Consider the following 23,868-nt stretch of genomic DNA (forward strand, 5'->3'; position numbering starts at 1 on the left):
AGAGGAAGAGTTTGATGAACCTGAGATCCGTTTCCATCGCCGCGGCAGTGGTGACTCTGATTGCCGGCGCGGCCGGTTCGCCGCCCTCCGCCACAGCCCAGGACCTGCCGACCTATCTCGGTCAGTACGGCTACGTCGGTGTTCCCCTGACCAAGCTTCCAACGGGCCACGAGACAGTATCGGTCACCATCAACGGCGTCGAAGGGCGCTTCGTCCTGGACTCCGGCGCCGGCGGCACCGTGGTGCACAGCGCCAGCCTGGACAAATTCTCCCTGGAGGTTCCGGAGGGCGAGGGGGTGCGCTCGAGCGGGGCGGGCGGAGAGATCACCCTTCACCGGGTCCCGGTCGCGTCCTTCCAGATCGACGACTTGATCCTGGACATCGACGAGATCCACGCCCTGGACCTGAGCGCGGTGGTGGCCCTGCTTTCGGTCGCCGCCGAGTCTGATATCGACGGGGTCATCGGCCAAGACGTCTTGACGCGCTTCGAGGGCGTATTGGACGCCAGGAGCCAGACCTTGTTCCTGCGCCCTTCGGCCGCGGCCGCCGCAGATCCGTCCCCGATCAGGCCCTAGCCGGGGTTGCTGGCAGGCCCGCAGGTCGGCGCGGAACGGTCGCTTCAGGGGATGCTCGCCAGGCCGGGCAAGTCGAGCAGTTCGATGTGCCCGTAGCCCCGGCGCAGGAGGCCCTTCGCCTCCAAGGTCTGGAGGTGGCGGTTCAGCGTCTGCCGGGACAGGCCGGCGGGACCGGAGAGATCATCCTGGCTTATCCTCAGGGACGGCGGCGAGCCCTCGGAGGCCAGCGGACCCGCCATGGCCAGCAGGGTCTGGGCCAGCCGACCCGCGGCGCTCCGCCCCAGGGCGGCGCCGATATAGTCCAGAGCCATACGCTGGTGGCGGCAGGCCAGAAGCGCGATGTCGCGATAGAGCGCCGGATCGGCCTGTCCCAGGCGCTCGATGCGGTTCTGGGGAATGTGGAACAGCAGCACCTGTCCCACCGCGACCGCGTCATGCGGTCGAGCGGCCTGATCGAGCGTGGACAGTTCGCCGAACCATTCAGGGGGCGACACCATGAGGTTGACCAGTTGTCGCCCGGCGACCGGGTAGCTGACCAGACGGATGTGCCCGGCCACCACCCGGTAGAGGCCGTCTGGCGGGTCCCCCGCCCGGTAGGCGGCGGCGCCGGCCTGGACCCTGATCCGACGCCCGGCTTCAAGCAGGGCGGTCCGGCGGGACGGCGCCATGGCGTCAAGCCACGGATCCGCCCCGGGCGGCGGCGGTGATTCCGCAGTTGGGGCGCGCGGCGCCGTCATGGACTTCCCCGGGTTCAGGTCCTGTAGGACGGATCGATGCGGTCCAGTTTGCGCAGCAGGGCGGGCCAGGCGAGCATCTGGGAGATCATGGCCACGCCCGGTCCGGAGGTCTGCTCCTGGACTTTCTCGGGCACGCCCTGGGGCGGGGTGTGAAGCCCATCTCGACCGGCGGCGAGCATGTGCACCTGGGCCTCGCAGGCGCGCTCCAGGAAATACATGCGCACGAAGGCCGCCGCGATGCTCTCCCCGCAGGTGAGCGTGCCGTGGTTGCGCAACAGCATGGCGTTCTTGCCGCCCAGATCCGCCACCAGGCGCTCGCGCTCCTCCAGGTCCGTCGCGATGCCTTCGTACTCGTGATAGGCGATGTCGTGCCGCGCGATCATGGCGGTCTGGGTGTGGGGCAAAAGGCCCTCGCTCATGGCCGAGACCGCCTGTCCGTGCGGGGTGTGCAGATGCAGGACCGCCTGGGCGTCCTCGCGGGCCATGTGAATGGCCGAATGGATGACGAAGCCCGCGGCGTTGACGATGGCCTCCTTGTCGTCCACCGGCTGACCCTCCATGTCGATCTTGACCAGGCTGGATGCGGTCACCTCCTCGAACATCAGCGGGTAGGGGTTGATGAGGAAATGATGCTCGGGGCCGGGCACGCGGGCGGACAGATGGGTGAAGATCAGGTCGTCCCACCCGTAGTGCGCCACCAGCCGGAAGGCCGCGGCCAGATCGACGCGGCGGCTCCATTCCTCTGACGAGACCTTGTCCTGCAGGCTTTCCATGAGTTCCTCCTTGGTGTTTCCGGCAGAATAGGGGCTGGGGCCGGCTCGGACTGTCGCGAGGTTTACAGTTGGCCGACGGGATCCGGAGGCGGGGGGACGGATGCGCCCTGCGGCCGGCAGCGTCCGTCGCCGCCGGCGGGCAGACCGCGCGCAGCGGCCAGGTTCTCGACAGCCCGCACATAGGGCCGGGAGACCGGGGCGGCCAGGTCATTGACCAGCTGCGCCCGGACGGAACGGGCCGAGCGTTCGACGCCCCTGAGCGCGTCAGCCGCGATCCACCAGGAGCGATGCACCCGCAGGCCGGCGCCCGGCTCCAGCTCGGCCAGGGCCTCCGACATCCGCATGAGGAGCAGGGCGGATCCGCGCCGGGTGTGCACCCGCACATAGTGATCCTCCATTTCCAGGCAGAGCACGGGGCCCTGCAAGGACAGGGGCAGGCGGCGGGCCAGAGGCTGCAGGGCCGGGGCGGGTCCGGCCGGTCCGGCGCCGACCGACGGGGCCGTGGCCTCCGCAGGCTCCGGGCGCGGATCCGGCAGACCGGGCGACGGGTGTGGGAGGGAGACGGCGGCCGGACCGGGCGTCTGGACCGGGACGCCGCGCCAGTCGCGGATCACGATGGATGCAGCCCAGCAGAACACCTCGAAGGCCGCCGCCAGCAAGGCCAGATTGAACAGCCGTTCGATCAGGTCAGACGGTTCTGACCAGCCGACGCCCTGGGAAATCTGGTGGTTGAGCACAATGAGGGCCGGGGCGATCAGCGCCAGCCGAAGCGAAAAGACCACGAGCGGTCCGGCGCGATGGAGCGGAGTCCGGCGCAGGGCCACGCCGGTCAGGGTATAGAGAAAGACCCAGACCACCATCATGGTGGTCCAGAACCCTATCCGGTACAGAAACTCGTCTTCCCGGAAGCCGAAGGCCTCCAGCATGGCCAGGAACAGGCCGAAGACCAGGGCCAGTGCGGTGCGGGTCAATAGGCCGAGCCGGCTTCCGGGCGGCGGCGCCCCCGCTGCCACGCCCAGGTCTTTTGACCGTGCGGCGGCGGCGCTCTGGGAGAAGAAGACGGCGCTGGACTGGCTCATGAGCGACCTCGGCAGATGTTTTCAGGTCTCCATATGGATACAGAATTGTGCCAAATTTGGTGCAATGCAGAAAAAAATGCATTCAATCTGCATTTCACGACGGATCAGCAGTTTGCCGAAGACGCAGCGGCCCTCAGGAGCCCGACCGCAAGCGGGCCTTGGTCCTAGATTTGGCCCCAGGCGAGGCGGGCGAGGCGTGTGGCCGGGGTTGCGGCCTTGCCGACCCAGCGGATCGCCGACTTTCGGTAGCGTCTGTTGATCAGGTGGGCGCTCAGGCGCTGACCGAACAGGCGCCGCGCCTGGCCTTTGAGAGGCGTGTCAGGATCGGGGCAGACCGAGGCCACATAGTCGTCGATGGCGCGAAACAGCTGATCCAGCTCGGCGGCGGGCGAGGGCAGGATGATCCTGAGCTGCCGTTCCTCTTCGTTGCCGGTGTCGATGACGATGCACGGCTTGGCCTGTCGGCCGATGCCGAAGGCGCGGGCCAGATTCCGCGCGGCGTCTGTGTCGAAATGCTCCGGCTTGAAGCCGGTGCGTGGCGCGTCCTGGCGGATCGGGATCACAAGGTGCCAGCGCCGGCCGCTTGCGCTGTCGATCACGGCCCAGTTGTCGGCGACCCAGGTCAGGACGTCCCGATCAAAGGCCGATGCGATGAGCACGCAGGCGATTCCGCCGTCTGCTGCGACGGAGGCGTATTCGGGCCCGCCGCCGTCCCTCACCCCGTGGATAGATGGAGAGACACCCCCAGGATCAGGCGGTCCCCAATCTCCGTCTTGCATCTCGTTGCCCCCAACCGGATCCAACACTTTGAAAGCCTCGAACGAAAAGCCGTCCGATGCAACTCTCCCAAAAGCGCCCTCTGCGGCGGCGTTATTCCCCCTGCGCGGCGAAATCCATGTTCAGCCGCAGCGCCAGTCGTCGTGCTGAAGGGCCACTGCACAGACATCCCAGAGGATCCGCTCGGGAGGCGCGGCGCCGTTTGGGGGAAGCCAGAACACAAGGATCAGGGCCAGCAGACGCATGGCGCGAACCTATCCGGCGCGAGCGGATTTGAAAGGGGCCTCTGCCTCGTCCGTCGCTGCAGCCCTCCGCTGCATCACCCCACTCTGAACGGGAAGGCTCCTGTGGCGAGGGATGCGAGGATCATGACGATGGAGGCGAGGACGGCCCATTTGAGGGCGAAGCGCTGGAGTTCTCCGACCTCGACCTTGAGCATGCCGGCGACCAGATAGATGGCGGCGATGAGGGGGCTCATGGCGTGGACCGGCAGGGCGGTGAGGGAGGCGCGGGCGATGGCCTCGGGGGGCACGCCGTAGTGGGCGGCGGTCTCGGCGATGACGGGGAGCATGCCGAAGTAGAAGGCGTCGTTGGACATGAAGAAGGTCAGGGGCATGCTGACCAGGGCGGTGATGGGGGCCAGATAGGGTCCCATGCTGGGGGGAATGGCGGCCACCAGGGCGTTGGCCATGGCCTCGACCATGCCTGTGCCCTGCAGGATGCCGGTGAAGGCGCCGGCGGCGAAGATCAAAAGGACGATGTTGATGACGTTCTCGGCGTGGGCGGCGATGCGGCGGCGCTGGGCCTTCAGGTCGGGATAGTTGACGATCAGGGCGATGGCGAAGGCGCTCATCATCAGCACCGGCAGGGGCAGCAGGCCCAGCAGCAGGCCGGCGATCAGGGCGAGGGTGAGGGCCAGGTTGAACAGGAACAGCTTCGGGCGGCGGGTCTCGGCGTGGGTCTGGGAATCGTCCTCGGCGTTCAGGACGGCCTCGGCAGGCGAGGCGTCCGGCGCGGGCCCTGCTACGGCGTGTGCGGTCATGGGCAGCGGTTGATGGGGAAGTGGCTGCAGGGTCAGGGCGCCCAGGCGCTTGCGCTCCCTCAGGCCCAGCCACCAGGCCACGAGCACGGCGAAGCCCAGGCCGGCCGCCATGGTGGGCATCATGGGCAGAAACAAAAGGGCCGGATCGATCTGCAGGGCGCTGGCGGCGCGCGCGGCCGGTCCGCCCCAGGGGACCAGGTTGGCCACCGCGGTGCAAAGGCCCAGCAGCAGGGCCAGGATCAGGGGGTTGAGGCCCAGGCGGCGGTAGACCGGCAGCATGGCGGTGATGGTGACCAGGGCCGTGGTGGCGCCGTCGCCGTCCAGGGCCACGGTCCCGGCCAGCAGGGCGGTGCCGACGGTGACGCGCACCGGGTCGTCGCCCACGGTGCGCAGGACGAAGCGGACGAGGGGATCGAACAGGCCGGCGTCCATCATCAGGCCGAAGTAGAGGACGGCGAAGGCCAGCATCAGGGCGGTGGGGGTGAGGGCGACGACGCCCTGGATCATCATGTCGCCGATGCCGGCGCCGGCGCCGGCGATGAGGCCGAAGATGACCGGGACCACGATCAGGGCGGTGATGGCCGAGAGCCTCCGGGTCATGATCAGGGTCATGAAGACCACGATCATGGCCATGCCCAGGAAGGCGGGGTCCAGCAGCAGGGATGAGGTCAAGGCGGGCTCTCGCAGCGGGGCGCCCCGGCGGACCGGGACGCAGGGTCGGGAAGGGCAGGCGCCCGGCGGAAGCCGGGCGCGGCGGTCAGAAGCTCCAGTTCAGCGTCACGCCGTAGGCGCGCTCGATGCTCTGAACGGCGATCGGGCTCAGGGGGTGGGTTCCGCATCGGCGGGCCGGGCGAGACCCTCGACCTCGGGCTGATAGAGGCCGGTGGCGAAGCCGAACAGCTTGGACGCGACCCAGCGGGGCGGGTTGCGTCGCGGGCCGTAGGCGGCGCAGGGATCCGGGTCGTCCACGGGGCGCCGCTCTCTCGCCTCTGTCGAGAAGGCCCGCTCCACCGTGCCGCCGGCGGCGCCGGTCAATTGAACCGCGTCGCCGATCCGGGACAGGGACGAACCCTCCCGGCCGATCACCGTGGCGTTTCGGTTCCAGGTGACGGCGGCCAGCTGTGCCCCGTCGGGACCCAGGAGTTCGGACTCGACCGCGAGGCCGCCTGTGGTTCCGGGGATGCGAATGTCCAGCAGCGGCACAGAGGCGAAATGGCCGGCGACGGCGGAGACGGCCGAGGCCACGCGTCCGGTGGGGCGGATCCGGGTGACGGCGGTGCGCACCACCCCCGCATCCTCGGACGGCTCGGGGACCAAGGTGAAGCGCCGACTAAGGGCGAAACACAGGCGGCGATCCACTTCCCGCAGGACAGCGTCCCGCTCACCCTGATCGAGCGCCTCGCCGGCGCCTTCGGTCAGGACCGCGGGCTGCAGATGGACCCGCTCAAGCCGGTCCAGGGCGGATTCGTCTCGGCGCTGGGCCACGGACGCCCTCAGGCTGAAGCCGGGCGCCTCCAGGGCGTCGTAGCTGGCGAGGAACCCGGAGGGCGGAGCAGGGGCGGTCTGGCAGGCGGCGACGGCGAACAGGCCGACGATCGGCAGGATGCGGGTCAGATGCATGGGTCAGGTCTCGGCGTGGATGGAACGCCCGGGGAGGACGGCGAGGCCTCCTTGCCCCGAAACGCCGGACGAAGCCCTTGCTGACTCGTGAGTTCGGGGACGAGTTCGCCAGTTCGCGAACGGGCAGACCCGAGCGATCGGCAGATGAACACTGCCGTGCGGCCACACGGCGACGCAATCCCAGGCCGGTCTTCGCGACCTGCATGTCCGCAGCGCCTGACCGCGGCCTAGATCCCCGGGGCCAGTGCTAGGTTGTCAGCGCAGGTCTCATGCCGACATCGGGACGATCCGCGACGGCTACGGAAAAGGACCAAGAGTTCGAATCTTGTCGGGGGCACCTCCGGGCAGCACTTCCCGGGGCCCCAGTCCGCTTTCCTGGATGCCGGATGCGAAGACCCGGATGCTTAAAGCGTCTGCTAGAGCACTTTGCGACCTGATTGAATCGTAGGGGGATTCCCAAGGGTTCGGGGTTCTGATTCAACATTCATGCTGGAGAGGGAGGCCAGCATGGATGAGCAAAGCGCTGTCAGTAGACCTGCGGGATCGGGTGGTCGCCGCGATTGAGAGCGGGATGTCGTGCCGTCAGGCGGCGGCCCGGTTCGGGGTTAGCGCGTCGAGCGCGATCCGCTGGCGCTCACGGATGCGGACCCGGGGTGACGTACGGCCCGGGCCTCTGGGTGGGGATCGTCGGTCGGGTCTCATAGAGCGCCATGCCGACGTGATCCTGGAGTTGGTCGAGCGCAAGAGCGACATCACCCTAGCTGAGCTCCGCGCGGCCTTGGCCGAGCAGGGCGTGGCGACCAGCCAGTCGAGCCTTTGGCGGTTCTTCGAGCGTCGCCGGATCACGCTCAAAAAAAGTCGGCGCACGCCGACGAACAGAACCGTCCTGACGTCCTGATCCGGCGACAGGCGTGGTTCGAGGGCCAGCTCGACCTCGATCCAGAGCGGCTGGTGTTAATCGACGAGACGGGAGCCTCGACCAAGATGGCCCGTCGCCACGGTCGTGCGCCGCGCGGCCAGCGGCTGAGGTGCAGCGTGCCGCATAGTCACTGGAAGACCACCACCTTCGTCGGGGCCCTGCGGCTAAGCGGCATGACCGCCCCGATGGTCTTGGACGGGCCCATGAACGGGGCTTGGTTCCTGGCCTATGTCCAGCAGGTGCTGGCGCCGACCCTGAAGCCTGGCGACGTCGTGATCATGGACAACCTGAGCGCCCACAAGAGCACGCCGGTCAAAGAGGCCATCGAAGCCGTCGGTGCACGGCTGCTGTTCCTGCCGCCATACAGCCCAGACCTCAACCCGATCGAGAACGCCTTCGCCAAGCTAAAGGCCCTGCTGAGAAAGGCGGCCGCCCGATCGGTCGAGCAACTCTGGGACGCCATCGCCCACATCATCCAGACCTACTCACCCCACGAATGCGCCAACTACTTCGCCGCCGCCGGGTATGATGCAGACTGATCGGAAAATGCTCTAGAGGACCATGCAGCCGCCCCGTCTCATTTTAGAATATCGGCATGACCGTCAGTTGCCTGCACCTTCCTCCAGGCTGTGAGCGCCCTCCCATCGGTTTGGCGGGACCGTTTAAGGCCGTTCTCGTGCTGGAGCAGGCCATTGCTGACGACTGGCAGGACCGCGTGAGCGAGTGGCTCGTAAGGTCGGGATGGCTCGGCGGAATCTGCGTCATGCGGCGGCTAAGGAGGACATCCCGGACACTGCCATACCGCCTCCGGTCCGAAGACCAATGAGCGGACTCTCTACATCGACGAGGAAAGGCAGACCGCGCTTGATGTGGAGCGGATTACCGAACTCGCTAGTGGCGCCTAATCATCAGCTAAGACTGAGGCAATCCTAGCTTCCAATTCATGAATTCTATCGAAAGCTACAGCATCGCAAAGGATGGCCCTCTCACGCCCATTTTTGAATTTAATATTCATGGCCAAATGCTCTTTATGATACTTGTATGGCATTATATAGACCCCGTCGATATGGTCCACGCGGGCAGAAAAGTAAAGATTGTTGTATACTATTAATCTATTGTTTTTGGTATATACTGCGGGTCGCCCGGGGCTCAAGAGACCCGACGCAAACGTAAATACGCGGATAGATATAAGGTATGCGGCAATTAAAAATGCTGGCAATACCGCAAAAGAAAGATAGTACAGTACAGGGCGGTCATATTTCACATCGTCGCGCATAATCATGATGTATATGCCGCATACAGCGACAAAAAATAACATCGGGAAGTATGTTTTTAGCAGGCGGCCGCTCCCCTTGCGGTCATAAAGGGCGAGCACTTCACCCTGGGCAAACTGTGTCATTAACCCGTTGCTCCACCCAGTCCCCGGCACCTTCGCCAAACACGGCGCCGGCAATGCCGCCCCCTACCGCACCGAGCGCCATCCCCCAAGGCCCCCCAGGGGATAACAATTCCGCGCCCGTCTTAGCGCCAATCACACTCGATGCTAATCGTGTTCCAACACCGCTGGCAGTTGTGGCAGGATGGACCCCGCGCTCATTGTACTCCTGTACACGCCCAGCTTCATTGAGCAAATCAGCGGCACCTCCCACCCGTCCGGCCATCCTTCCAGCACCATCCAAGACATCTGCAGCTCGTGGTACAGCTTCGCTTAACACGCGGTTTCGGCCTTCATATGCGTCCGCTGCTGCGGCTACCGTGTCCGCCGCACGATTGCCGCCTCCCTGCGGTGCCGCGCAAATTGGCGGGCCTCGCAAGGGGGAGAAGGGATTGAAACGTTCTGCAAGATTTTGCCATGCGTTTCCAAGAACAGATGCATCCATGCAGCCACCGGTCCCCCAATTATCTACCACTCTAACCTGGCCAGCTGGACAAGGACCCGTAGCAACGACCCGGCCTGGCTCTACTTCCGTCACCTGCAAACCCCAAGGGTCAATCCAGTTGATCGGATCATTCCCCACGTACCCATACAAGTTCATCCCATCCCCATACCCGATCGGATCGGTCTGCATGAACCGCCCCAGGTGGGCGTTGTAGAAACGGTTGCGGTAGTTCTGGACACCCCAGGTGGACGCGACCGCCAGCTGGCCGGTGTACTGCAGATACTGGGCGTTGCCGGGGCCGGGGCGACCATATTCGTCATAGGTGTTGACCTGAGCTGCAGCGCCTGAGGAGTCCGAATAGGCCACGACTGAGCCCAGGTGATCGGTCAAAGGCCAGCGCCTTGCCGACGTGGTCGTGCCCGTGCCGTGGTAATAGCCCGCCGCCTCGTCCATGGCCGCGCCCGGCACGAAGCGGCGATAGACGTCGCCGGTGGCGGTGGTGAACACCCCCATGCGCTCGCCGCCCACCTCGCCCACCCGGCGCGCCCCGAACTGGTCCAGGGCCCCGGTGGGGCCATAGGTCATGGCGGTGTTGCCGGCGGTGATCAGCCGGTTCGCCGCATCATAAGCGTAGGTCCGCACGCCATCGTCGGTCAGGTTACGATTGGCGTCATAGGTAAGGGCGGTCCCGCCGGCCGAAGTGATCTCGTTGCGGCCGTTGATGACGTAGGTCGTGCTCTGGTTCGCCGGCTCATAGGCGTAGAGGTTGTTGCTGATGGTCCGGCTGGTGACCTGCCCCGCCGGATTATAGCCCATGGTGAACATCACATCCTGGGCCGTGCCGCTCAGGTCGTGCATGATGGTGGTCAGGCGACTGACGTCGTCATAGCCGTAGTCGGTGGAGACCCCGTTGCCCCGGGTGATGCCGGTGCGGCGGCCCAGGTTGTCATAGGCGTACTGCGCCAGCACCCCGACGCCGGACGACGCGCCGTTCTCCCGGACCCTCGTCACCTGACTGTAGAGGTTCCAGTCGTACTGGGCGTAGAAGGCGTCGGGCCAGGTGATGCGGGTCCGGCGGCCGGCCGCGTCGTACTGGAACCCGAACGTCCCCAGCGGGTCTGTCTGGCTGGTCAGCCGGTTCAGGGCGTCCCAGGCGTAGGTGACGGCGTGGCCCGGCTGGCTGATGGAGATCGGACGGCCCAGGTTGTCATAGGCATAGGTGACATCCGGCATCGTTCCTGGCGCATTCAGGAAGATCTGGCGATTGAGCGCGTCGTAGCTGGGGTAGAAGCGCTGGTTGGCCCTGGTGCGGATATTGTTGACGTTGGAGTTGGCGTCGTAACCGTACTCCACATAGTCGCCCGGGTTGCTGGCGCTGCCGCTGGCCGTCGGGAACTGGACCTGGAACACCCGGTCGAACCCGTCATAGATCCATGTGGACAAGTTGCCGTCGCCGTCTCGGGCCGTCAGCAGTTGGCCGTTGTCCGTATAGGTGAAGTTCTGGGTGATGGCGGAGCCGGACGCGTATCCGGAGGTGACGCTGGCGACCCGGCTTGCAGCATCGTAGGTGTAACGCACAATCCGGTCTGGCCCGAACGTGCCGCTCGTCCCCAAGCTGCAGGCGGCGGACGGGTTGGCGAAGGTGTTGGGGTTCATGCGCGTGGTCGCGCACTCCACCCGGCCTCGCGCGTCATAGCTCACCTGGTTGAGCGCGCGCGTGGTCCCGTTGGCGGCCTGGGCGCGGGACTGGATCGGGCGCCCATAGGCGTCGTACTGGGTCGCCTGCTGCTGGAGCGTGTCGAAGGCCGCCCAGTTGGGATCGGTCAGGCCGGTGACCGTGCCCTGCTCGCTCAGGGTCACCTGGCCGCGCGGGTTGTAGGTGTAGCGCTGGCCCCGGCGCAGCAGCGGCCCGGTCCCATCAGGGTCAGGGCCGATCAGCCCGATCAGCTGGCGCGCGGCGTCATAGCGGTAGTAGGTGGTGTCGCCCGCGCCTGACAATGGTCCGTCCACCGAAGCCACGTCGCCGTTCGGCGTATAGGTGAAGCTCGTGCTGGCCGTGACGCTGCTGGTTCCCGAGCGCTGGTTGACGCTGGTGGGAAGCCGGTTCGTGGGCGAGGTGGTCCCGCCCGATCCGTAGAAGATGGTGGTCACCACTTCGTTGGCGGCATTGGTGCAGGAGGTTCCCGTAACGCAGGCGCGAGTCTCGCGCGGTACGGTGACTTGGGTGGGGGCCGATGAGATGGTTCCCGGCGCGGTGTAGTACCAGGCGCGTGTCGTCCAGTACTCGAACCGGGTCTGTGGCCGCGCCGCCCCCGTTGTGGGGGGCGGAGCCGTTATGGTCAGAACGCCGCCGTGGCTGGGGTCATAGGTGAAGTCCGTGGTGTTCCCACGCGGGTCTGTGATGCTGGTGGGCAAATTGCAGACGACGGGATTGGTGCAAGTGGATGGATAAGCCGCCGTCGTGACGATGTTGGCGAGAGTCGAGCCCGGCTTGGCGACCTGGGTCACCGACGTGACATTGCCTCGGCTGTCGTAGGCGTACTGGGTATGATTGCCCTCTGGATGAGTGGCGCGCGCCAATCGCCGCTGGCTGTCATACTCATAGCTGGTGGTCTGGAGCGCCTCGTTGCGGAATGACGTCAACCGACCGGTCGACTGATTGGAAACCGCCACGGTCGACGAAACCGGAGTTCCGGGATTGGTGGTGGTCGTCGTTCGGGTGGAGCCGCTGTCGCTGTAGGTATAGTTCCAGCTGGAGCCGGCGACAGTCACCGAAGCCACGCGGTCGGACGCATAGGATATGGCTATGTCGTCGCTGGAGGAGCCTGGATACCGGATCGCTGCCAGCGCGCCTCCGGTGCCGCCGCCGACGTAGCTGTAAGTGGTGGTCCTCCCGGACTGATCCGTCACGCTTTGGATTCCGCCGTCGAACATGCCGGTTTGATAGGTCGTTCGTGGCCAGTCACCTGCCAGGCTGCAGCTGTTGGCATTGGGATCGCAGTACTCTTCGGCCAGGTTGATGCCGATGGCTTCGACGCGATGCAGCCATGTCATCGGCCCCGGTGGTTCGGGGGGATCGTCAGATGCATAGTTGAACTTGACCATGTAGCCGCGGTTATTGGTCACCGCCTCAACCCGCGTGGCGTTGCGGTACTGGAGGCAATCGCCCTCCAGATCTCTGAAGCTGCAGTAGGTCACACCGTCCCAGTGATAGGTGAGCTCTTCGCCATCTGGCTGCCGGTGCGTCATCAAGACAGCATTGTTGGCGGCGTACGGCGATGTGGCGCCCGACCAGACCGTGGAATAGGTGCCCGAGGCGCCGCTGGCGCTGGTGAAGGTGAACAGCGATCCCGATTGGGTGAGAGTCGCACCCCTGTTTGATGCCGGCGTGAACACGCCGCCGGACAGGGTGAACACTTCGGACTCGGCGCCAAGGCTGACAATGTAGGTGTTGCCTGCAATGGCGATGGTGCCGGACAGTGTGTCGCGCCAGCCCCCGTTTGCGTAGACACGAGAATGGACGAGGCCGCCGTTCCCCGGCTGTCCAATCACCAAATCTGTGGCCACCGTGGTGAAGGTCCCGCGCACCAGATCCACGCCCCGTTCATCGAGCGTGTAGTGGTCTGGCGGGGTCGGCTGCTGAGCCAGGGCCGGGTTGGCGCATATCAGCCCAACCGCCGCCGCCCCGGTCATCAGCAGCGTACGCGAAGTGTTGGTCCAGCCCATGAGCCCCCTCCTGGCCGTCAATCCGATCAGTCGTCTTGTGCGGTCTCGTCTTGCGTCGGTGTCGCCGGCGCTTCCGCGTCTTCGGCCGTGTCCGCGATGTCCGTTTCGATCGCCGCCCCCTCAGCCTCCGGCCCCGCCATCAGCAAGGAGCCGCCGGTGGTGACCTTGGAGGTGCGGCTGTTTCCGCCGTCATAGGAGTAGGTGGTCACCGGCCCCGTGGTGCGGTCCGCCTTCAAGAGGCGCCCGTGGACGTCATAGGTATAGGTGGTTGTTTCCTGGGCCACGGCGACCGCAGCGGCCATGCCCAGAACTACGCTCAGCGTCAGGACGCGCGACATGACTGCCTCCCCAAGACCTGACAGAACGCTGGCGTGCGAAAACTCAACCGTCAAGGGAATTTTCGCACGTTAGGCGTGTTTTGCCTGCATTGCCGGATTCAGCGTCCTGGGCAGGCTGAATCACGCCGCCTCAGCGGTGATCGTTCGGAGAGTTGCAGCGCTCAGCTGAGTAGGGCTAGGCACGCCCGATAGTTCTCGGTTTCATCCGTCGCGGGGCACCTTCCCCGCGATCATCCCATCGAACGAACACAAAGGGCTCACAGGGTTCAGTTCGTAAAGTCCGCTTTGGCTCATGCTCCAAGCCATAGGACATAAGGACTCGGCTTCCCGCTCAACGGCCGCAGGACTGAAAGTACTTCGCTCGTGGGCTGGTGCCGCCCTGCCAGGAGATTTCGCTCCGAACTCGGCTTCACAGATGGGAGGTTGATTGGCGAACCGTTCAGTGGGCGCGGGCGGACCTGTCGAGCCCTCAGTCCAGCGCGCGTATCCAGGCGAGCAGCGCGGCGTCGTCGCTCAGGTCGCCGTCGAACACATGGGCAGGGCGATGGGGCTCGTTGTTGCCGCGTGCGCGCCCTCGATAGACCTTCATCGGGACCCAGGCCCGGGCGAGCCCGCTAGGAAGATCGACCTGACGCAGTTCCATATAGAGGGTGTCGGCGGACGTTTCCCGACCGACTTGGACAGCCCCAAGCGCTTTCCAGAGATCCACTGCGTCCAGACAGGCCGAGGCGCATGCCGCATCGGTCAGCACATAAACCCGTCCCGTGACCGGATTGATCGGATTGACCGGGCGTTCCGGTTCGTCCGCGCTCGCGACATCGAGCCCCACCTCCTCGCGCCAATAGGGGAGGTCGGCGGTTCGCGCGGCGGACATGCCGGCCACGGCCCGTTCGGCCCAGGCGATAAAGTCGGAGTCTCCGCCGTTGGCGGCCAACTGATCTCGGAAAGCGGCGATCTCCGCGATGTTGTCGGCCGACGCCCGCCAATCGACTCCCTCACTGGCGGGGGGGCGGTGAGCGGCGGTCCAGGCGGGCCCCCACAAGGCTTGCGCCACCAGTTCACTCCAGTGGGAGGACCCGCCGCCGTTACCGCGAAGGTCGAGAACCACGAATGGCGCGCCGCGGACGTCATCCTGCGCTTCGGAAAGCTCAGCCAGAAGTTCGCTGAGCCGGGCATGAACCTCCCCTTCGGGATCGCCGTCGAAGGACGGCATCACCACGTGCCATGCGGCATCGTCCAGTCGGGCAAGTCCGAAATCGGGTCGTAGCCGCCGGCTCATGACCTGACGGCGTTCCGCCAGATCGCCGGGGCTGATTTCTCGCCAAGTGAGATCGAAGGTCCGGACCCGGCCTTCAATGTGGAAACGGCATGTGGCGGGTCGCTCGATCCAAGGATTTGACGCGTCGAGGAAGAGCCAATGGCTCCATTGCTCGCGCTGTGCCGCTAGAAACCATCGGCCGCGGAAAACGCCGACACGGCGCTGGGCCAGATCGTCGGCGGCGACGCCGTCACAGTCGGCAAGACGGGCGCCCACAGGCGGAGCCAAAGGATCAGCGCCGTCCCGGCTGGCGACCACATGGAAGCCGTCCCGATACAAGGTGAGGAAGCCCGGCCAGCGGGTGGGCGCTGCCCAGGTCTGGTCGGTCATACCCACCTGGACATGGCCATCGTCGAACCGTGCGACCAACGCCCGAAGCCCCCACCACCATCCTCCGGCGTCCCGGGTCAGCGAGGCGCGTTCCAGCGCTTCGGCCAGCGCGGCGTCGACCTGCTCCGCAAACAGGGGATTGAGCGGATCATGCATGCCTGGGTGGCCGTCGGCGATTGCCGCATGAAACGCCCGCGCATCGGTCTCCAGCGCGGCGGACCAGTCGCGGGGCGCGTCCATGACCGAACCGTCCGTCGCGCCGGAGTTGGGGCGCGCCTGGGCTCCCGACGGGCAGCCTGCGACAACTACGGCCGCCGCGAGCAGAAGCCTTAACATTGCGCCCCCTCCGATCTTTATCGACCGATTATGCCTGCTCTTGAATCAAACGCCAGCGCCACGGCCCGCCGCCGCTTTCGCAGGCGGCGGCCGTGGCTGCCTTGGGCTCGCGTCGGAGCAAGTCGCGCTTCCCACCCCCTTCCTCCACTTCAGCCAGCCGATTCTAACGGTATCGGCGAGCCGCCTTCTGAGGCGCCCCGGGTCCTCTGATGGCTGTCGACCATCGACGGACAGCTTCACGCTCGCCGTAGGCGTCCGGCGGGCAGGGCGGTCTCAGCCCGCTCTCGCCGCTATTCGTCGTCGCGAGGACTTTCTTCGGTGTACAGTTATTTTGAGCACTGGGTTGGGCTTCAGCTCCAGCACGGTGCCGGAGCTCGCATCGACCCGCACCAATCACGCCGCTGAACGACCAGCACAATACCAGCCATGGCCGCGCCGCCTCCGCCGCCGGGCCCGGTAAATCAGAAGGGACTGTCTGCCGCGCCGTGGGCTTCGTGCAGCCGTGATGCCATTCCGCGCCGCCTGCAGGCCTGCTCCAGACGCCACAATGCGTCGAACACATCGGCGTCCGCCTCCGCAAAGAGGGAGCGGTAAGCGCGTTCGATCGTGGCGTCCGCAGCGATCATACGCTCCGCATCCAGGCGCCCGGCCGGCGTCAAGGCGACGATGGATTTGCGCCCGTCCGAAGGATCTTTTGTGGTCGTAACCAGGCCAAGACGCAACAGCTGTCTGATCCAGGTGATGACCAGAGGGTGGGACTGGCGGATTTCCTGCGCAACCAGCATCACGGGCAGTGGGCCCTTTCGGTACAGGACTCGCATGGTCGAGGCCGTGCGGGTCGGCGCGAGGACTCCGTAGCCTGGGTACCACTCCTCGAATCCCGCCACGAGGCCATCCGAGAGCCGGCGCAGGAGATGGGCCAGGAACGGCAGGCCCTCGGCCCTGATGAAGTCTTGGGGCTCATCAATTTTCTGGTTCATGGGCCAACTTAGCGCTTGCCGCAGACAGGTCGATAGGTAAATGTTTACGTAGTTTGGTGAGGGAGCTCGTGATGTTCAGACTGGCGGCGGTGGTTCTGGCTCTGTTGGCGCCTGCCGGGGCAATGGCCCAGCAAACCAGCCCTTCTCAAGGCGAGCCGCCTGTCGAGGTTCTCTTTCTCGGAACCTACCATTTCGCGAACCCCGGCATTGATCAGCATAATCCCGCCTCCGATTCTGTCCTTACTCCGCGGCGGCAGGCGGAACTTGAGCGGGTGGCGGCCGCTCTCGCAGAGTTCCAGCCTACCCATGTCATGGTGGAGATGGTGGCTCCCGCTCCCGACTACCGCATAGCAGCGTACGAACGTTTCGATCCCGCGTCCCTTCTCAGCGAGACCAACGAAATCGACCAGATCGGATTCAGGCTGGCCCATCGCCTTGGACTGGCCCACGTGCACGGCATCGATGTCCAGCCGGCCGAGGGGGAGGAAAGCCACTTCCCCATCGACCGGGTTCGCGCCGCCGCCGAGAGATCGGGACAGACGGACATTCTTGCGGCGCTGAATGAGGATGTGGGCAATTGGGTGGAGGCGTTCGACGCGGCCCAGGCAGACCGGTCCATTGCCGAATCCCTGCTGGCGTTCAACCAGCCGGATTTCCCTGGGGGGCAGGTCTATTACGACCGGATGCTTCCGATCGCCCACGGAGACGATCTTGCGGGAGCCCACCTGAACGCTCGCATCTATGCTCGCAACATCGCCATCTTCGCCAAGCTCACCCGCATCGTGGAGCCGGGAGACCGTGTGGTGGTGGTTTATGGCGCCGGCCACGGCGCCTGGCTTCGCCACTTCGCCCGGTCGATTGACGGTTACCGCGACGTGGACGTCAGGCCGTACCTGGAGCGGGCCCGGTAGCGGGAGTGCAGGTTCAGCCAGTGGCGGAGCCCCGCATGTCGTCAACGGCGCTCGCGCCCTGCGTTGCGCAAACGGGCGCCGGCCTGTGGCCTCGAATTCCTGGACCATGATCATGCTGCGCTTTCTGACAAAGCTGTGTTTCGCCTTCCTGTTGACGGCGCCTGCCGCCGCGCAGGACGACCTGAGCAACCACTACGATCTGACGGCGCGTTTCGATCCCGCTTCCGGGGCGATCGATGTCGAGGGTTCGATGACGATCGTCGCCGACGGGCCGATAGAGCGGATCGAGCTGCTTCTGAACAAGTCGCTGGTCCTCCGTCGTTTCGAGTATGGCGACGGGCTGCGGCCGGAGGTTCAGCGCGATGTGATGATCAGCGGCCAGGCGCTGCCGCGCACCCAGAGGCTCGTTCTGCCATTGGACGCGCCTCTGTCTCGTGGTGATCGCCTGGAGCTGCGGTTCGCCTACAGCGGCAGGATCACCACTCAGGACATCGAAATTGGCCGGGGCGTCGTCTCTCCGGCCTGGACGGAGATGACCCTGGAGGCGCTGTGGTATCCCGTATTTCTGGAAGAACCGCTGGTGCGGTCCCGACTGACGTTGGAGACGCCGGAGGGGTACGAGGTCGTCGGACCAGGCGAGGTCCGGCGCCTGGAAGACGGGCGCTGGCTGCTTGATCCCAGCGTCCCGGTGGCCGGGCGCATCACCTTCGCCATGTCCAATGCCTGGATATCCGCTCGTGAGCCGCTGAACGAGGAGATTTCGGCCGTGCTGTACAGTGTCGAACCGGAGCCTCGTGCCTCAGAGATTCTGGGAGCCGTCGGCGACGCCTTTTCCGCCTACGAGGAGTTGTTCGGACCACCGCGCACGAACAAGCGCGAAATCCGTCTACTTTATCCCAATCGCGACCCGGGCCTGGTCTGGCCCAACCAAGCCTACTCGACCGGCGGCGATCTCATCGTGATGAACATTGCAGACCTTCAGACGCAGCTGGATGTCCTGAACCATGAGGTCGCGCATCTGTGGTGGTCGGTCGGCCGCGCGGGCACGCCGGACGAGTTCCTGTCGGAGTCCATTTCGGAATACCTGGCGACCCGCCATGGTGGCCAGGTCTGGGGGGCGGACTGGCTGGAGCATCGCCGCCAGGCCATGCGGCGCGAGTCCGAGGCGATAGAAGGCAGTCTGCTCGAAATTGACGGCGTGGGTGGAGCAAGACAGCCGCTCCTGTATCAGCGAGGCCCGACCGCGCTTTGGGCCCTCCACGACCGCCTGGGACAGGAGGCCATGGACGCCCTGTTGGTCTCGGCCTACCAGCAGAGGATCGATACGCTGGCTGCGTTTGTGGAGTCGATTCAGGCGCGGGACGGGGAGGCGGCCGAAGCCTTCAGAGACAGTCTCTGACGCTGCTCATCTGCTGAGCTTGGCGAGGTTGGCTCCGAGCAAGCGACTCGAAGGTGCGTGTCGGCCGGTGCGGTCGACGGAATGAACCCCGTCGGTTGGACCGGAAACGCGACCCACCGCATTTCAATTCGTCCAGGCGAGCACGGCTGAATAGTTCTCGGTTTCGTCCGTCGCGGCGCGCCTTCGGCAAGCGCTGTCGGCGCTCAGCGCGACCAGGCGGATGAGGGCGTCGCCGAGGCTGCCTCGGGCCGGAGGTACGCTGACCTCGAGCTCGGCCAGATCCCAGTAGACCAGGGGGAAAGGGCGCCGAACGAAGCGAGAAAGAGGACCGCCCGCGCGACCGAGTCGGCCGCAGGCCATGGAGGCGAACCGCTCCGAATGGGGCGCTCCAGGGTCCCTGCGGCGCTGACGCGCTGGCCTCAGCACCTATCCTCAAGGAGCCGCGACGCCGGAGGTCGGCCGGGTAGGTGAACAGGGGGCTGATGTCAGCAAAAGAGGCGGCGCGCCAGCCAGGTGCAGGCGACGGCCGCCAGGGCGTGGGCGGCCAGCAGGGCGCCGATCCATTGCGCCAGGCCCGGCGGCGGAATGACGACGGCGCCGGCCAGCGACATCATCCCCCAGAACACAAGGGCGGCGATCAGCGAGGTCCGCCACGAAATCCCGCCCCGCCGCCGGTCGCGGATAGCGACCATGAGGCCGACCCCCGCCGCCGAAACCATACCGAAGGCGTAGGCGATGATCGCGGAGATGATCGTGCCGACCACCATGCCGCCGACCAGGAGTCTGGCGAGATCGTCGAAATTGCCTCTGGAGATTTCCACGGTGACGGCCAGCACGGCGAGCAGCGCGTTCAGCCCCAGCGCCCCCATCAGCGGGCCGGGGACGGCGTAGAGCGCGACAATGCCCGCGAAACGCCGCCATGAGCGGGCCAGCGGTCGGCCTTCGTGCGTGACGGCGTTAGTCTGGCTCATGGCGGTCCTCCGTTCCGGAACGTCGGATTCAGATCAGGTCGTCGGGAACCGCCTGGTCGCTGAACAGGGTCCAGCAGCGGCGCAGTTCGGCATGAAGGGCTTCTTCGCCCTGCGCCCGGATCGCCTCCACATCAGCGCGGATGTCGGCGACGCCGCGCGCACGGGCGCCGGCGTCCGCCACCTCGCGTATGCCGCGCATGCTGGCGCCGAAGACCACCGCCTTGAACGCGGTCAGGCGCGCAGAGGGACTGCGGCCCTGCTGCTCCAGGTCGCGAATGACCCCGCGTGCGACATGATCGCAGTGCGCCGCGTTTTCGTAGCGGGTCACGACGTCGTTTGACCGCGCCTTGACCACGCAAGGCGCGGCGAGCGTCAGGGCGGCGGCGAGCAAAAGACAACGGTTCATGGACGTTTCATCCTGTGTATGGGCGCCTAGGATCCGGCCTGGGCGAAATGGCGGGCGGCGGCGGCGCGGGCGGCGGCGAAGTCCTCATGGCGGATGCGCGCGGCGTTGAACCCCGGCTCGCAGGCCGAGCGAATGATGGCGTCCAGGGTGGTGCCCGCCGTGGCCGTTTGCGGGGCCGGCTCACGCACGCCCTGCGAACGGACATGCCGGGGTCCGGCGTAAACCGAATAGGCCAGATCGGTGGCGGTCCGCGCCGCGCAGTCCACGCGAATGGTGGCCATCCGGGCATCGAACCGCAGCGTCGGGCTCTCCGCGTTGCGCCCCTGCAGCGTCTGTTCGGCGCCGTAGAAGTACCACGCGCGGATCGTCACGGGTGACGTCGGGATGCGCGTAGGCGCGGGTCTGTCGTCCGCGCTCATCGTCAGCACGTTTCCAGCGGGGCCGAGTTCGTAGAACGGCCCGCGCGTGTCGAAGCTGTCCTGCGCGGCGGCGGGGGCGGCGACCGCCAGAAGCGCCAGAAGGGCGCAGAGCCTGAAAAGAAACGTCATGGATGTGTGCTCCCTAGGATCTGGTCTGGGCGAAATGCGCGGTGGCGGCGGCCCGCGCGGCGCGATGATCGGCGAAGGTCTGGACCTCCCGGGCCTGGGCGCAGATGGCCTGGATGACGTTGTCAGCCGTGTAGGGGGTCATCTCCGGGGCCGCCCCATGGACGAAGGCGCCGTCCCGATAGAGTTCATACCCCAGGCGCCGGCCCGTCATGGCCCCGCAATCCAGCGACAGCCGCAGGACGAGGGTGTCGTAGGTGACCGTGGACACGGTCTGCGGGTCCCGCAAGAACATCCAGAGCCAGGTCTCCGTCCGTTGGTCCGCCGCCGCCTCGGGCGGGGTCATGGTCATGATCAAACTGGCGCTGGCGCTCAGAAGCGTCAGCGGCCCGCCCGCCTGTTCCGCCTCCTGCGCAGCGGCAGCGGACGCGCCGAGCGCAAGAGCCGCGGTGAAGCCAAGGACGGCGCGCATGGGGGGTCTCCTTATGACGCGTGAGTTTCCAGTCTGCCCGCAACAGGGTGCGACGCCCGCCCTCGACATCTGACGATTTCGGGCTGTGGGAGGCTTTGCACGGCTGGACAAGCGTGAGGGTTTCGCGCCCTCAGCGGCCATCGCAGAGGTCTGTAACCTCTGCTTCATCCTCAGAACGCCACCCGCCAGTGGGCGGCGATCCAGACCGCGGCGCTCTCGCCCCGGGTCGTGCCGTTGCCCATGACGGACAGGGTGGAGCCGCCCAGATCCAGCTCGAAACCGGCGCCTCCGCGCAGCCAGTCCTGCCGATAGCGGGCCTGTCCCAGGTCGAATCCGCCCAGCCCGATCACCTGACCGGTGACGTCGGCGCCGCCGTCTTCGAAGCGGTGCACCCCTTCCACCGTGCTGATCAGCCGAAGCCCGTCGGTGAGGGGAATGGTCATGTCCAGCCCGTATCGGGCTTCGGTCGCCTCATCGCACAGCCTGTCGAAGGCGGCCGGAAAGGCGCCGCCGGTTTCGGCATAGGCGTCCAGACAGGCGCGGGCGAAGGACAGCTCGCCGTAGGGCGACACGCCGGACCCGGCCGGTTCCCATTGAACGCGGGCGCGGACCCCATAGCCCTCCACGTCCGTCAAGGCCCGGGAGCTGTCGATCAGGCCGCCGTTGGCCACATAGTTGCGGTACAGGTCCGCCTCGCCCCACAGTCCGGCGCCGGTGACCGCCAGCCACAGGGCGCCGCTGTCCGTACGGTGAAGCGGCGCCAACGCTTCCAGCTTGACGTATCCGGCGTCGATCCGGGTGCGTCCGTCCAGCAGGGTGTTCTGGTCCAGACGGCTGCGGCCCAGCATGGCGTTCAGTTGCAAGCCGCCGAAATTGTGGCTGAGCCCCAGTTCGCCCAGCTGAATCTCGCCGTCTCGGACCCCATGGTCGTCACGCCCCCAGTCGCCGCTGATCCAGCCCAGGCTGCGGCCGGCCGAGGCGCGCCGATCGAGCGGTCGGCTGCCGGCGCCGTTCAGGAACAGGCCCATCCCGCTGACCGCCAGGCTGTTGCCGGACCCGGCGCTGGTCAGGCTCTGACCCAGGTCGTCGATGGTGATGAGACCGGCGGGCGGCCCGTCATCATCGCCCCCGTCCGGACCGTCGTCATCGCCGTCTCCGTTCGACGACAGGCGGGCGATGAACATCTGATCGTCGTGGGTGTCGCCCACGACGACCGTGCCGTCCGCGTTCACGCCATAGGCGTTGCGCGTCACGTTGGCGGCGATCTCGGCGCCGGCGTCCCGAAGCCAGTCCTCGACGGTCTGCATGCCGGACTCCTCGGTCCAGCGGAAAGCGCGACGGGTGTTGTTCTCCTCGCCGTCGGCAGCCGTGCCCACGATCACCAGCCCATCGTCGGAGACGTCATAGGCCAGCGAGAGATTGCCGCCGCTGAGCATGCCCAGGCTTTCCATCCCGTCGTCCTCGGTCCAGCGGAACGCCGTCTGCAGCTGGGTCGCGCCGTCCGCCGCCCAGCCGACGATGACGCCGCCGTCCCAGGAGGCGGCGCGCGCCTGAGACCGGTCGCTGTTGTTCAGCTTGCCGAGCGCCACCATGCCGGCGGCCTCGGTCCACCGGAAGGCCTCGGTCCAGGGGCCGGAAGTCGCGGAGCTCGACTCCCCGACGATGACATTGCCGTCGCCGGACACGCCAAAGGCGGTGGAGCGGTTGCCGCCGTCCAGGACGCCGAGGCTCTCGACGGCGCCGTCCGCGCTCCAGCGCACGGCGGTCGAGAGGTTTCCGGCGTCCAGCGCGCGGCCGACGATCACCGCGCCCGATCCTGACACGCCCAGGGCGGCGGCGCTGACGCTGCCGTCCAGCAGATCCAGCTCCACCAGACCGTCCGCTTGCGTCCAGCGGAAAGCCCGCGTGGCGTCGCTACCCGTTATGGAGCCGACGATGACCGCGCCGTCGGCCGAGATGGCGGTCGCGGTGGAGTTGACGTCCGCCAGCGGCTCGAAGCCGCCGTCCCAGGTCCAGCGGAAGGCCCGGGGCCCCTCTATGGAGCTGGCCACGCTCTGGCCCACGACGACGGTCCCGTCAGCGGACACGGCGGCGCCGACGGTCTCGAAGGCGCCGTCCGCCAGCAGGATGTCCAGCTCTTGGGCGGCGGCCGGCGAGGCGGCGAGGCCGGTGATGACCGCGGCCACGGCGGTTGTGTGTTTCAGGCGGCGGGATGCGGGTCGGGACATGGTGACGAACCTCCGGTTGGGCGGCGCCAGACTGACCGATGGGGCGGACCGGCTCACTCCCCTGAACAGGGGGTGGCCGCCGGGGCCTTTCAGCCGCAGCGTGCGGGCGCCGAGGGTCCGATGGCCGGGCCATGCACGGAGGGGGAGTCATGATGCGAGGGCTTGTTCAGATGGTCTGCGTCAGCCTGCTGTCGCTGGTGGTATCGACGGCCGCCCAGGCCCAGTCGGCGTCGCGGTCCTATGATCAGGGCATGCGGGCCTATCGCGCCCAGGATTACGCCGCCGCCCGGGATCATCTGAGATCGGCCTGCGACCTGGCCCATGGCCAGGCCTGCTTCAACTATGGCGTGATGGCCTACCGCGGCCTCTATGGCGAACCGGATCCGGTGCACGCCCGGTGGCTCTATGGTCGCTCGTGCGAATTCGGCCACATGCCGGGCTGCTACAACCAGGCCAATATGCTGTCGGCGGGCGAGGGGGGCGACACCGATGAGGCGGCCGCCCGC

Annotated in this window: 22 protein-coding genes; 5 read left to right on the forward strand and 17 right to left on the reverse strand. The window is 66.6% G+C overall.

What is annotated here, in order from left to right:
- Positions 1-14: 14 nt before the first annotated feature.
- Positions 15-575, forward strand: coding sequence for a retropepsin-like aspartic protease (locus tag ACI8U3_RS08900; RefSeq protein ID WP_415014508.1), 561 nt, complete (start codon positions 15-17; stop codon positions 573-575).
- A gap of 44 nt (positions 576-619) precedes the next feature.
- Here ACI8U3_RS08900 and ACI8U3_RS08905 read toward each other — a convergent pair whose 3' ends face one another.
- The 7 genes from ACI8U3_RS08905 to ACI8U3_RS08935 form a co-directional block, all read right to left on the reverse strand.
- Positions 620-1,243 carry a Crp/Fnr family transcriptional regulator gene (locus tag ACI8U3_RS08905; RefSeq protein ID WP_415014509.1) on the reverse strand — a complete coding sequence of 208 codons (624 nt, stop codon included), beginning with the start codon at positions 1,241-1,243 and terminating at the stop codon, positions 620-622.
- 83 nt (positions 1,244-1,326) lie between these two features.
- Positions 1,327-2,085, reverse strand: a complete 759-nt coding sequence (locus ACI8U3_RS08910; protein WP_415014510.1) for a class II aldolase/adducin family protein — start codon at positions 2,083-2,085, stop codon at positions 1,327-1,329.
- 62 nt (positions 2,086-2,147) lie between these two features.
- Positions 2,148-3,164: a LytTR family DNA-binding domain-containing protein gene (locus tag ACI8U3_RS08915; RefSeq protein ID WP_415014511.1), complete on the reverse strand. Its 1,017-nt coding sequence runs from the start codon at positions 3,162-3,164 to the stop codon at positions 2,148-2,150.
- A gap of 164 nt (positions 3,165-3,328) precedes the next feature.
- Positions 3,329-3,823, reverse strand: coding sequence for a hypothetical protein (locus ACI8U3_RS08920; RefSeq protein ID WP_415014512.1), 495 nt, complete (start codon positions 3,821-3,823; stop codon positions 3,329-3,331).
- Positions 3,824-4,063: 240 nt separating this feature from the next.
- Entirely contained in the window at positions 4,064-4,186 is a 123-nt protein-coding gene (locus tag ACI8U3_RS08925) for a hypothetical protein (protein WP_415014513.1), read from the reverse strand.
- A 74-nt stretch (positions 4,187-4,260) separates the two neighbouring features.
- Positions 4,261-5,655: a CitMHS family transporter gene (locus ACI8U3_RS08930; RefSeq protein WP_415014514.1), complete on the reverse strand. Its 1,395-nt coding sequence runs from the start codon at positions 5,653-5,655 to the stop codon at positions 4,261-4,263.
- Between the two features lie 147 nt (positions 5,656-5,802).
- Positions 5,803-6,603, reverse strand: coding sequence for a DUF3313 family protein (locus tag ACI8U3_RS08935; RefSeq protein WP_415014515.1), 801 nt, complete (start codon positions 6,601-6,603; stop codon positions 5,803-5,805).
- Between the two features lie 511 nt (positions 6,604-7,114).
- Between ACI8U3_RS08935 and ACI8U3_RS08940 the strand changes: the two genes are divergently transcribed.
- Positions 7,115-8,061 (forward strand): IS630 family transposase gene (locus tag ACI8U3_RS08940; protein WP_415014516.1). Its coding sequence is split into 2 segments (ribosomal slippage): positions 7,115-7,451 and positions 7,451-8,061, totalling 948 coding nucleotides; the frame shifts between segments, so codons are not numbered across the junction.
- A gap of 362 nt (positions 8,062-8,423) precedes the next feature.
- Here ACI8U3_RS08940 and ACI8U3_RS08945 read toward each other — a convergent pair.
- From ACI8U3_RS08945 to ACI8U3_RS08965, 5 genes are all read right to left on the reverse strand, one after another.
- Positions 8,424-8,921: a hypothetical protein gene (locus ACI8U3_RS08945; protein WP_415014517.1), complete on the reverse strand. Its 498-nt coding sequence runs from the start codon at positions 8,919-8,921 to the stop codon at positions 8,424-8,426.
- A complete protein-coding gene (locus ACI8U3_RS08950) occupies positions 8,899-13,128 on the reverse strand; it encodes an RHS repeat domain-containing protein (protein WP_415014518.1) in 4,230 nt (1,409 codons plus the stop codon). Before ACI8U3_RS08950 ends, ACI8U3_RS08945 begins: the two co-directional genes overlap by 23 nt.
- A 26-nt stretch (positions 13,129-13,154) precedes the next feature.
- On the reverse strand, positions 13,155-13,466 hold the full coding sequence (locus ACI8U3_RS08955) for a hypothetical protein (protein ID WP_415014519.1): 312 nt from the start codon (positions 13,464-13,466) through the stop codon (positions 13,155-13,157).
- A 469-nt stretch (positions 13,467-13,935) separates the two neighbouring features.
- Positions 13,936-15,354 carry a S41 family peptidase gene (locus ACI8U3_RS08960; RefSeq protein ID WP_415014520.1) on the reverse strand — a complete coding sequence of 473 codons (1,419 nt, stop codon included), beginning with the start codon at positions 15,352-15,354 and terminating at the stop codon, positions 13,936-13,938.
- 557 nt (positions 15,355-15,911) lie between these two features.
- Positions 15,912-16,430 (reverse strand): MarR family winged helix-turn-helix transcriptional regulator, encoded by a 519-nt coding sequence (locus ACI8U3_RS08965; RefSeq protein WP_415014521.1) that lies wholly within the window; start codon positions 16,428-16,430, stop codon positions 15,912-15,914.
- A gap of 71 nt (positions 16,431-16,501) precedes the next feature.
- Between ACI8U3_RS08965 and ACI8U3_RS08970 the strand changes: the two genes are divergently transcribed.
- Positions 16,502-17,341: a DUF5694 domain-containing protein gene (locus tag ACI8U3_RS08970; protein ID WP_415014522.1), complete on the forward strand. Its 840-nt coding sequence runs from the start codon at positions 16,502-16,504 to the stop codon at positions 17,339-17,341.
- Positions 17,342-17,453: 112 nt separating this feature from the next.
- Positions 17,454-18,740 (forward strand): hypothetical protein, encoded by a 1,287-nt coding sequence (locus ACI8U3_RS08975; RefSeq protein WP_415014523.1) that lies wholly within the window; start codon positions 17,454-17,456, stop codon positions 18,738-18,740.
- Between the two features lie 485 nt (positions 18,741-19,225).
- Here ACI8U3_RS08975 and ACI8U3_RS08980 read toward each other — a convergent pair whose 3' ends face one another.
- The 5 genes from ACI8U3_RS08980 to ACI8U3_RS09000 all read right to left on the reverse strand — a co-directional run bounded on the left by ACI8U3_RS08980 (position 19,226) and on the right by ACI8U3_RS09000 (position 23,362).
- Positions 19,226-19,711 (reverse strand): hypothetical protein, encoded by a 486-nt coding sequence (locus ACI8U3_RS08980; RefSeq protein WP_415014524.1) that lies wholly within the window; start codon positions 19,709-19,711, stop codon positions 19,226-19,228.
- A 28-nt stretch (positions 19,712-19,739) separates the two neighbouring features.
- Positions 19,740-20,117 (reverse strand): hypothetical protein, encoded by a 378-nt coding sequence (locus ACI8U3_RS08985; protein WP_415014525.1) that lies wholly within the window; start codon positions 20,115-20,117, stop codon positions 19,740-19,742.
- Between the two features lie 26 nt (positions 20,118-20,143).
- Complete coding sequence (locus ACI8U3_RS08990; protein WP_415014526.1) at positions 20,144-20,665, reverse strand: hypothetical protein; 522 nt, start codon at positions 20,663-20,665, stop codon at positions 20,144-20,146.
- Between the two features lie 13 nt (positions 20,666-20,678).
- A complete protein-coding gene (locus ACI8U3_RS08995; protein WP_415014527.1) occupies positions 20,679-21,134 on the reverse strand; it encodes a hypothetical protein in 456 nt (151 codons plus the stop codon).
- 170 nt (positions 21,135-21,304) lie between these two features.
- Positions 21,305-23,362: a hypothetical protein gene (locus tag ACI8U3_RS09000; RefSeq protein WP_415014528.1), complete on the reverse strand. Its 2,058-nt coding sequence runs from the start codon at positions 23,360-23,362 to the stop codon at positions 21,305-21,307.
- A 149-nt stretch (positions 23,363-23,511) separates the two neighbouring features.
- Between ACI8U3_RS09000 and ACI8U3_RS09005 the strand changes: the two genes are divergently transcribed.
- A partial coding sequence (locus tag ACI8U3_RS09005; protein WP_415014529.1) for a tetratricopeptide repeat protein occupies positions 23,512-23,868 on the forward strand: 357 nt, incomplete at its 3' end.

It is taken from the genome of Brevundimonas sp. (assembly GCF_047617075.1).
Lineage (GTDB): Bacteria > Pseudomonadota > Alphaproteobacteria > Caulobacterales > Caulobacteraceae > Brevundimonas.

What these genes read in the sequence shown, in the direction of transcription:
- ACI8U3_RS08985 (WP_415014525.1), bottom strand. Translation starts at nt 20,117, where the DNA reads ATGAACCGTTGTCTTTTGCTCGCCGCCGCCCTGACGCTCGCCGCGCCT.
- ACI8U3_RS08960 (WP_415014520.1), bottom strand. Translation starts at nt 15,354, where the DNA reads ATGGACGCGCCCCGCGACTGGTCCGCCGCGCTGGAGACCGATGCGCGG.
- ACI8U3_RS08910 (WP_415014510.1), bottom strand. Translation starts at nt 2,085, where the DNA reads ATGGAAAGCCTGCAGGACAAGGTCTCGTCAGAGGAATGGAGCCGCCGC.
- ACI8U3_RS08995 (WP_415014527.1), bottom strand. Translation starts at nt 21,134, where the DNA reads ATGCGCGCCGTCCTTGGCTTCACCGCGGCTCTTGCGCTCGGCGCGTCC.
- ACI8U3_RS08950 (WP_415014518.1), bottom strand. Translation starts at nt 13,128, where the DNA reads ATGGGCTGGACCAACACTTCGCGTACGCTGCTGATGACCGGGGCGGCG.
- ACI8U3_RS08905 (WP_415014509.1), bottom strand. Translation starts at nt 1,243, where the DNA reads ATGGCGCCGTCCCGCCGGACCGCCCTGCTTGAAGCCGGGCGTCGGATC.
- ACI8U3_RS08925 (WP_415014513.1), bottom strand. Translation starts at nt 4,186, where the DNA reads ATGCGTCTGCTGGCCCTGATCCTTGTGTTCTGGCTTCCCCCAAACGGC.
- ACI8U3_RS08975 (WP_415014523.1), top strand. Translation starts at nt 17,454, where the DNA reads ATGCTGCGCTTTCTGACAAAGCTGTGTTTCGCCTTCCTGTTGACGGCG.
- ACI8U3_RS08945 (WP_415014517.1), bottom strand. Translation starts at nt 8,921, where the DNA reads ATGACACAGTTTGCCCAGGGTGAAGTGCTCGCCCTTTATGACCGCAAG.
- ACI8U3_RS08970 (WP_415014522.1), top strand. Translation starts at nt 16,502, where the DNA reads ATGTTCAGACTGGCGGCGGTGGTTCTGGCTCTGTTGGCGCCTGCCGGG.
- ACI8U3_RS08965 (WP_415014521.1), bottom strand. Translation starts at nt 16,430, where the DNA reads ATGAACCAGAAAATTGATGAGCCCCAAGACTTCATCAGGGCCGAGGGC.
- ACI8U3_RS08900 (WP_415014508.1), top strand. Translation starts at nt 15, where the DNA reads ATGAACCTGAGATCCGTTTCCATCGCCGCGGCAGTGGTGACTCTGATT.
- ACI8U3_RS08980 (WP_415014524.1), bottom strand. Translation starts at nt 19,711, where the DNA reads ATGAGCCAGACTAACGCCGTCACGCACGAAGGCCGACCGCTGGCCCGC.
- ACI8U3_RS09000 (WP_415014528.1), bottom strand. Translation starts at nt 23,362, where the DNA reads ATGTCCCGACCCGCATCCCGCCGCCTGAAACACACAACCGCCGTGGCC.
- ACI8U3_RS08990 (WP_415014526.1), bottom strand. Translation starts at nt 20,665, where the DNA reads ATGACGTTTCTTTTCAGGCTCTGCGCCCTTCTGGCGCTTCTGGCGGTC.
- ACI8U3_RS08915 (WP_415014511.1), bottom strand. Translation starts at nt 3,164, where the DNA reads ATGAGCCAGTCCAGCGCCGTCTTCTTCTCCCAGAGCGCCGCCGCCGCA.
- ACI8U3_RS08955 (WP_415014519.1), bottom strand. Translation starts at nt 13,466, where the DNA reads ATGTCGCGCGTCCTGACGCTGAGCGTAGTTCTGGGCATGGCCGCTGCG.
- ACI8U3_RS08935 (WP_415014515.1), bottom strand. Translation starts at nt 6,603, where the DNA reads ATGCATCTGACCCGCATCCTGCCGATCGTCGGCCTGTTCGCCGTCGCC.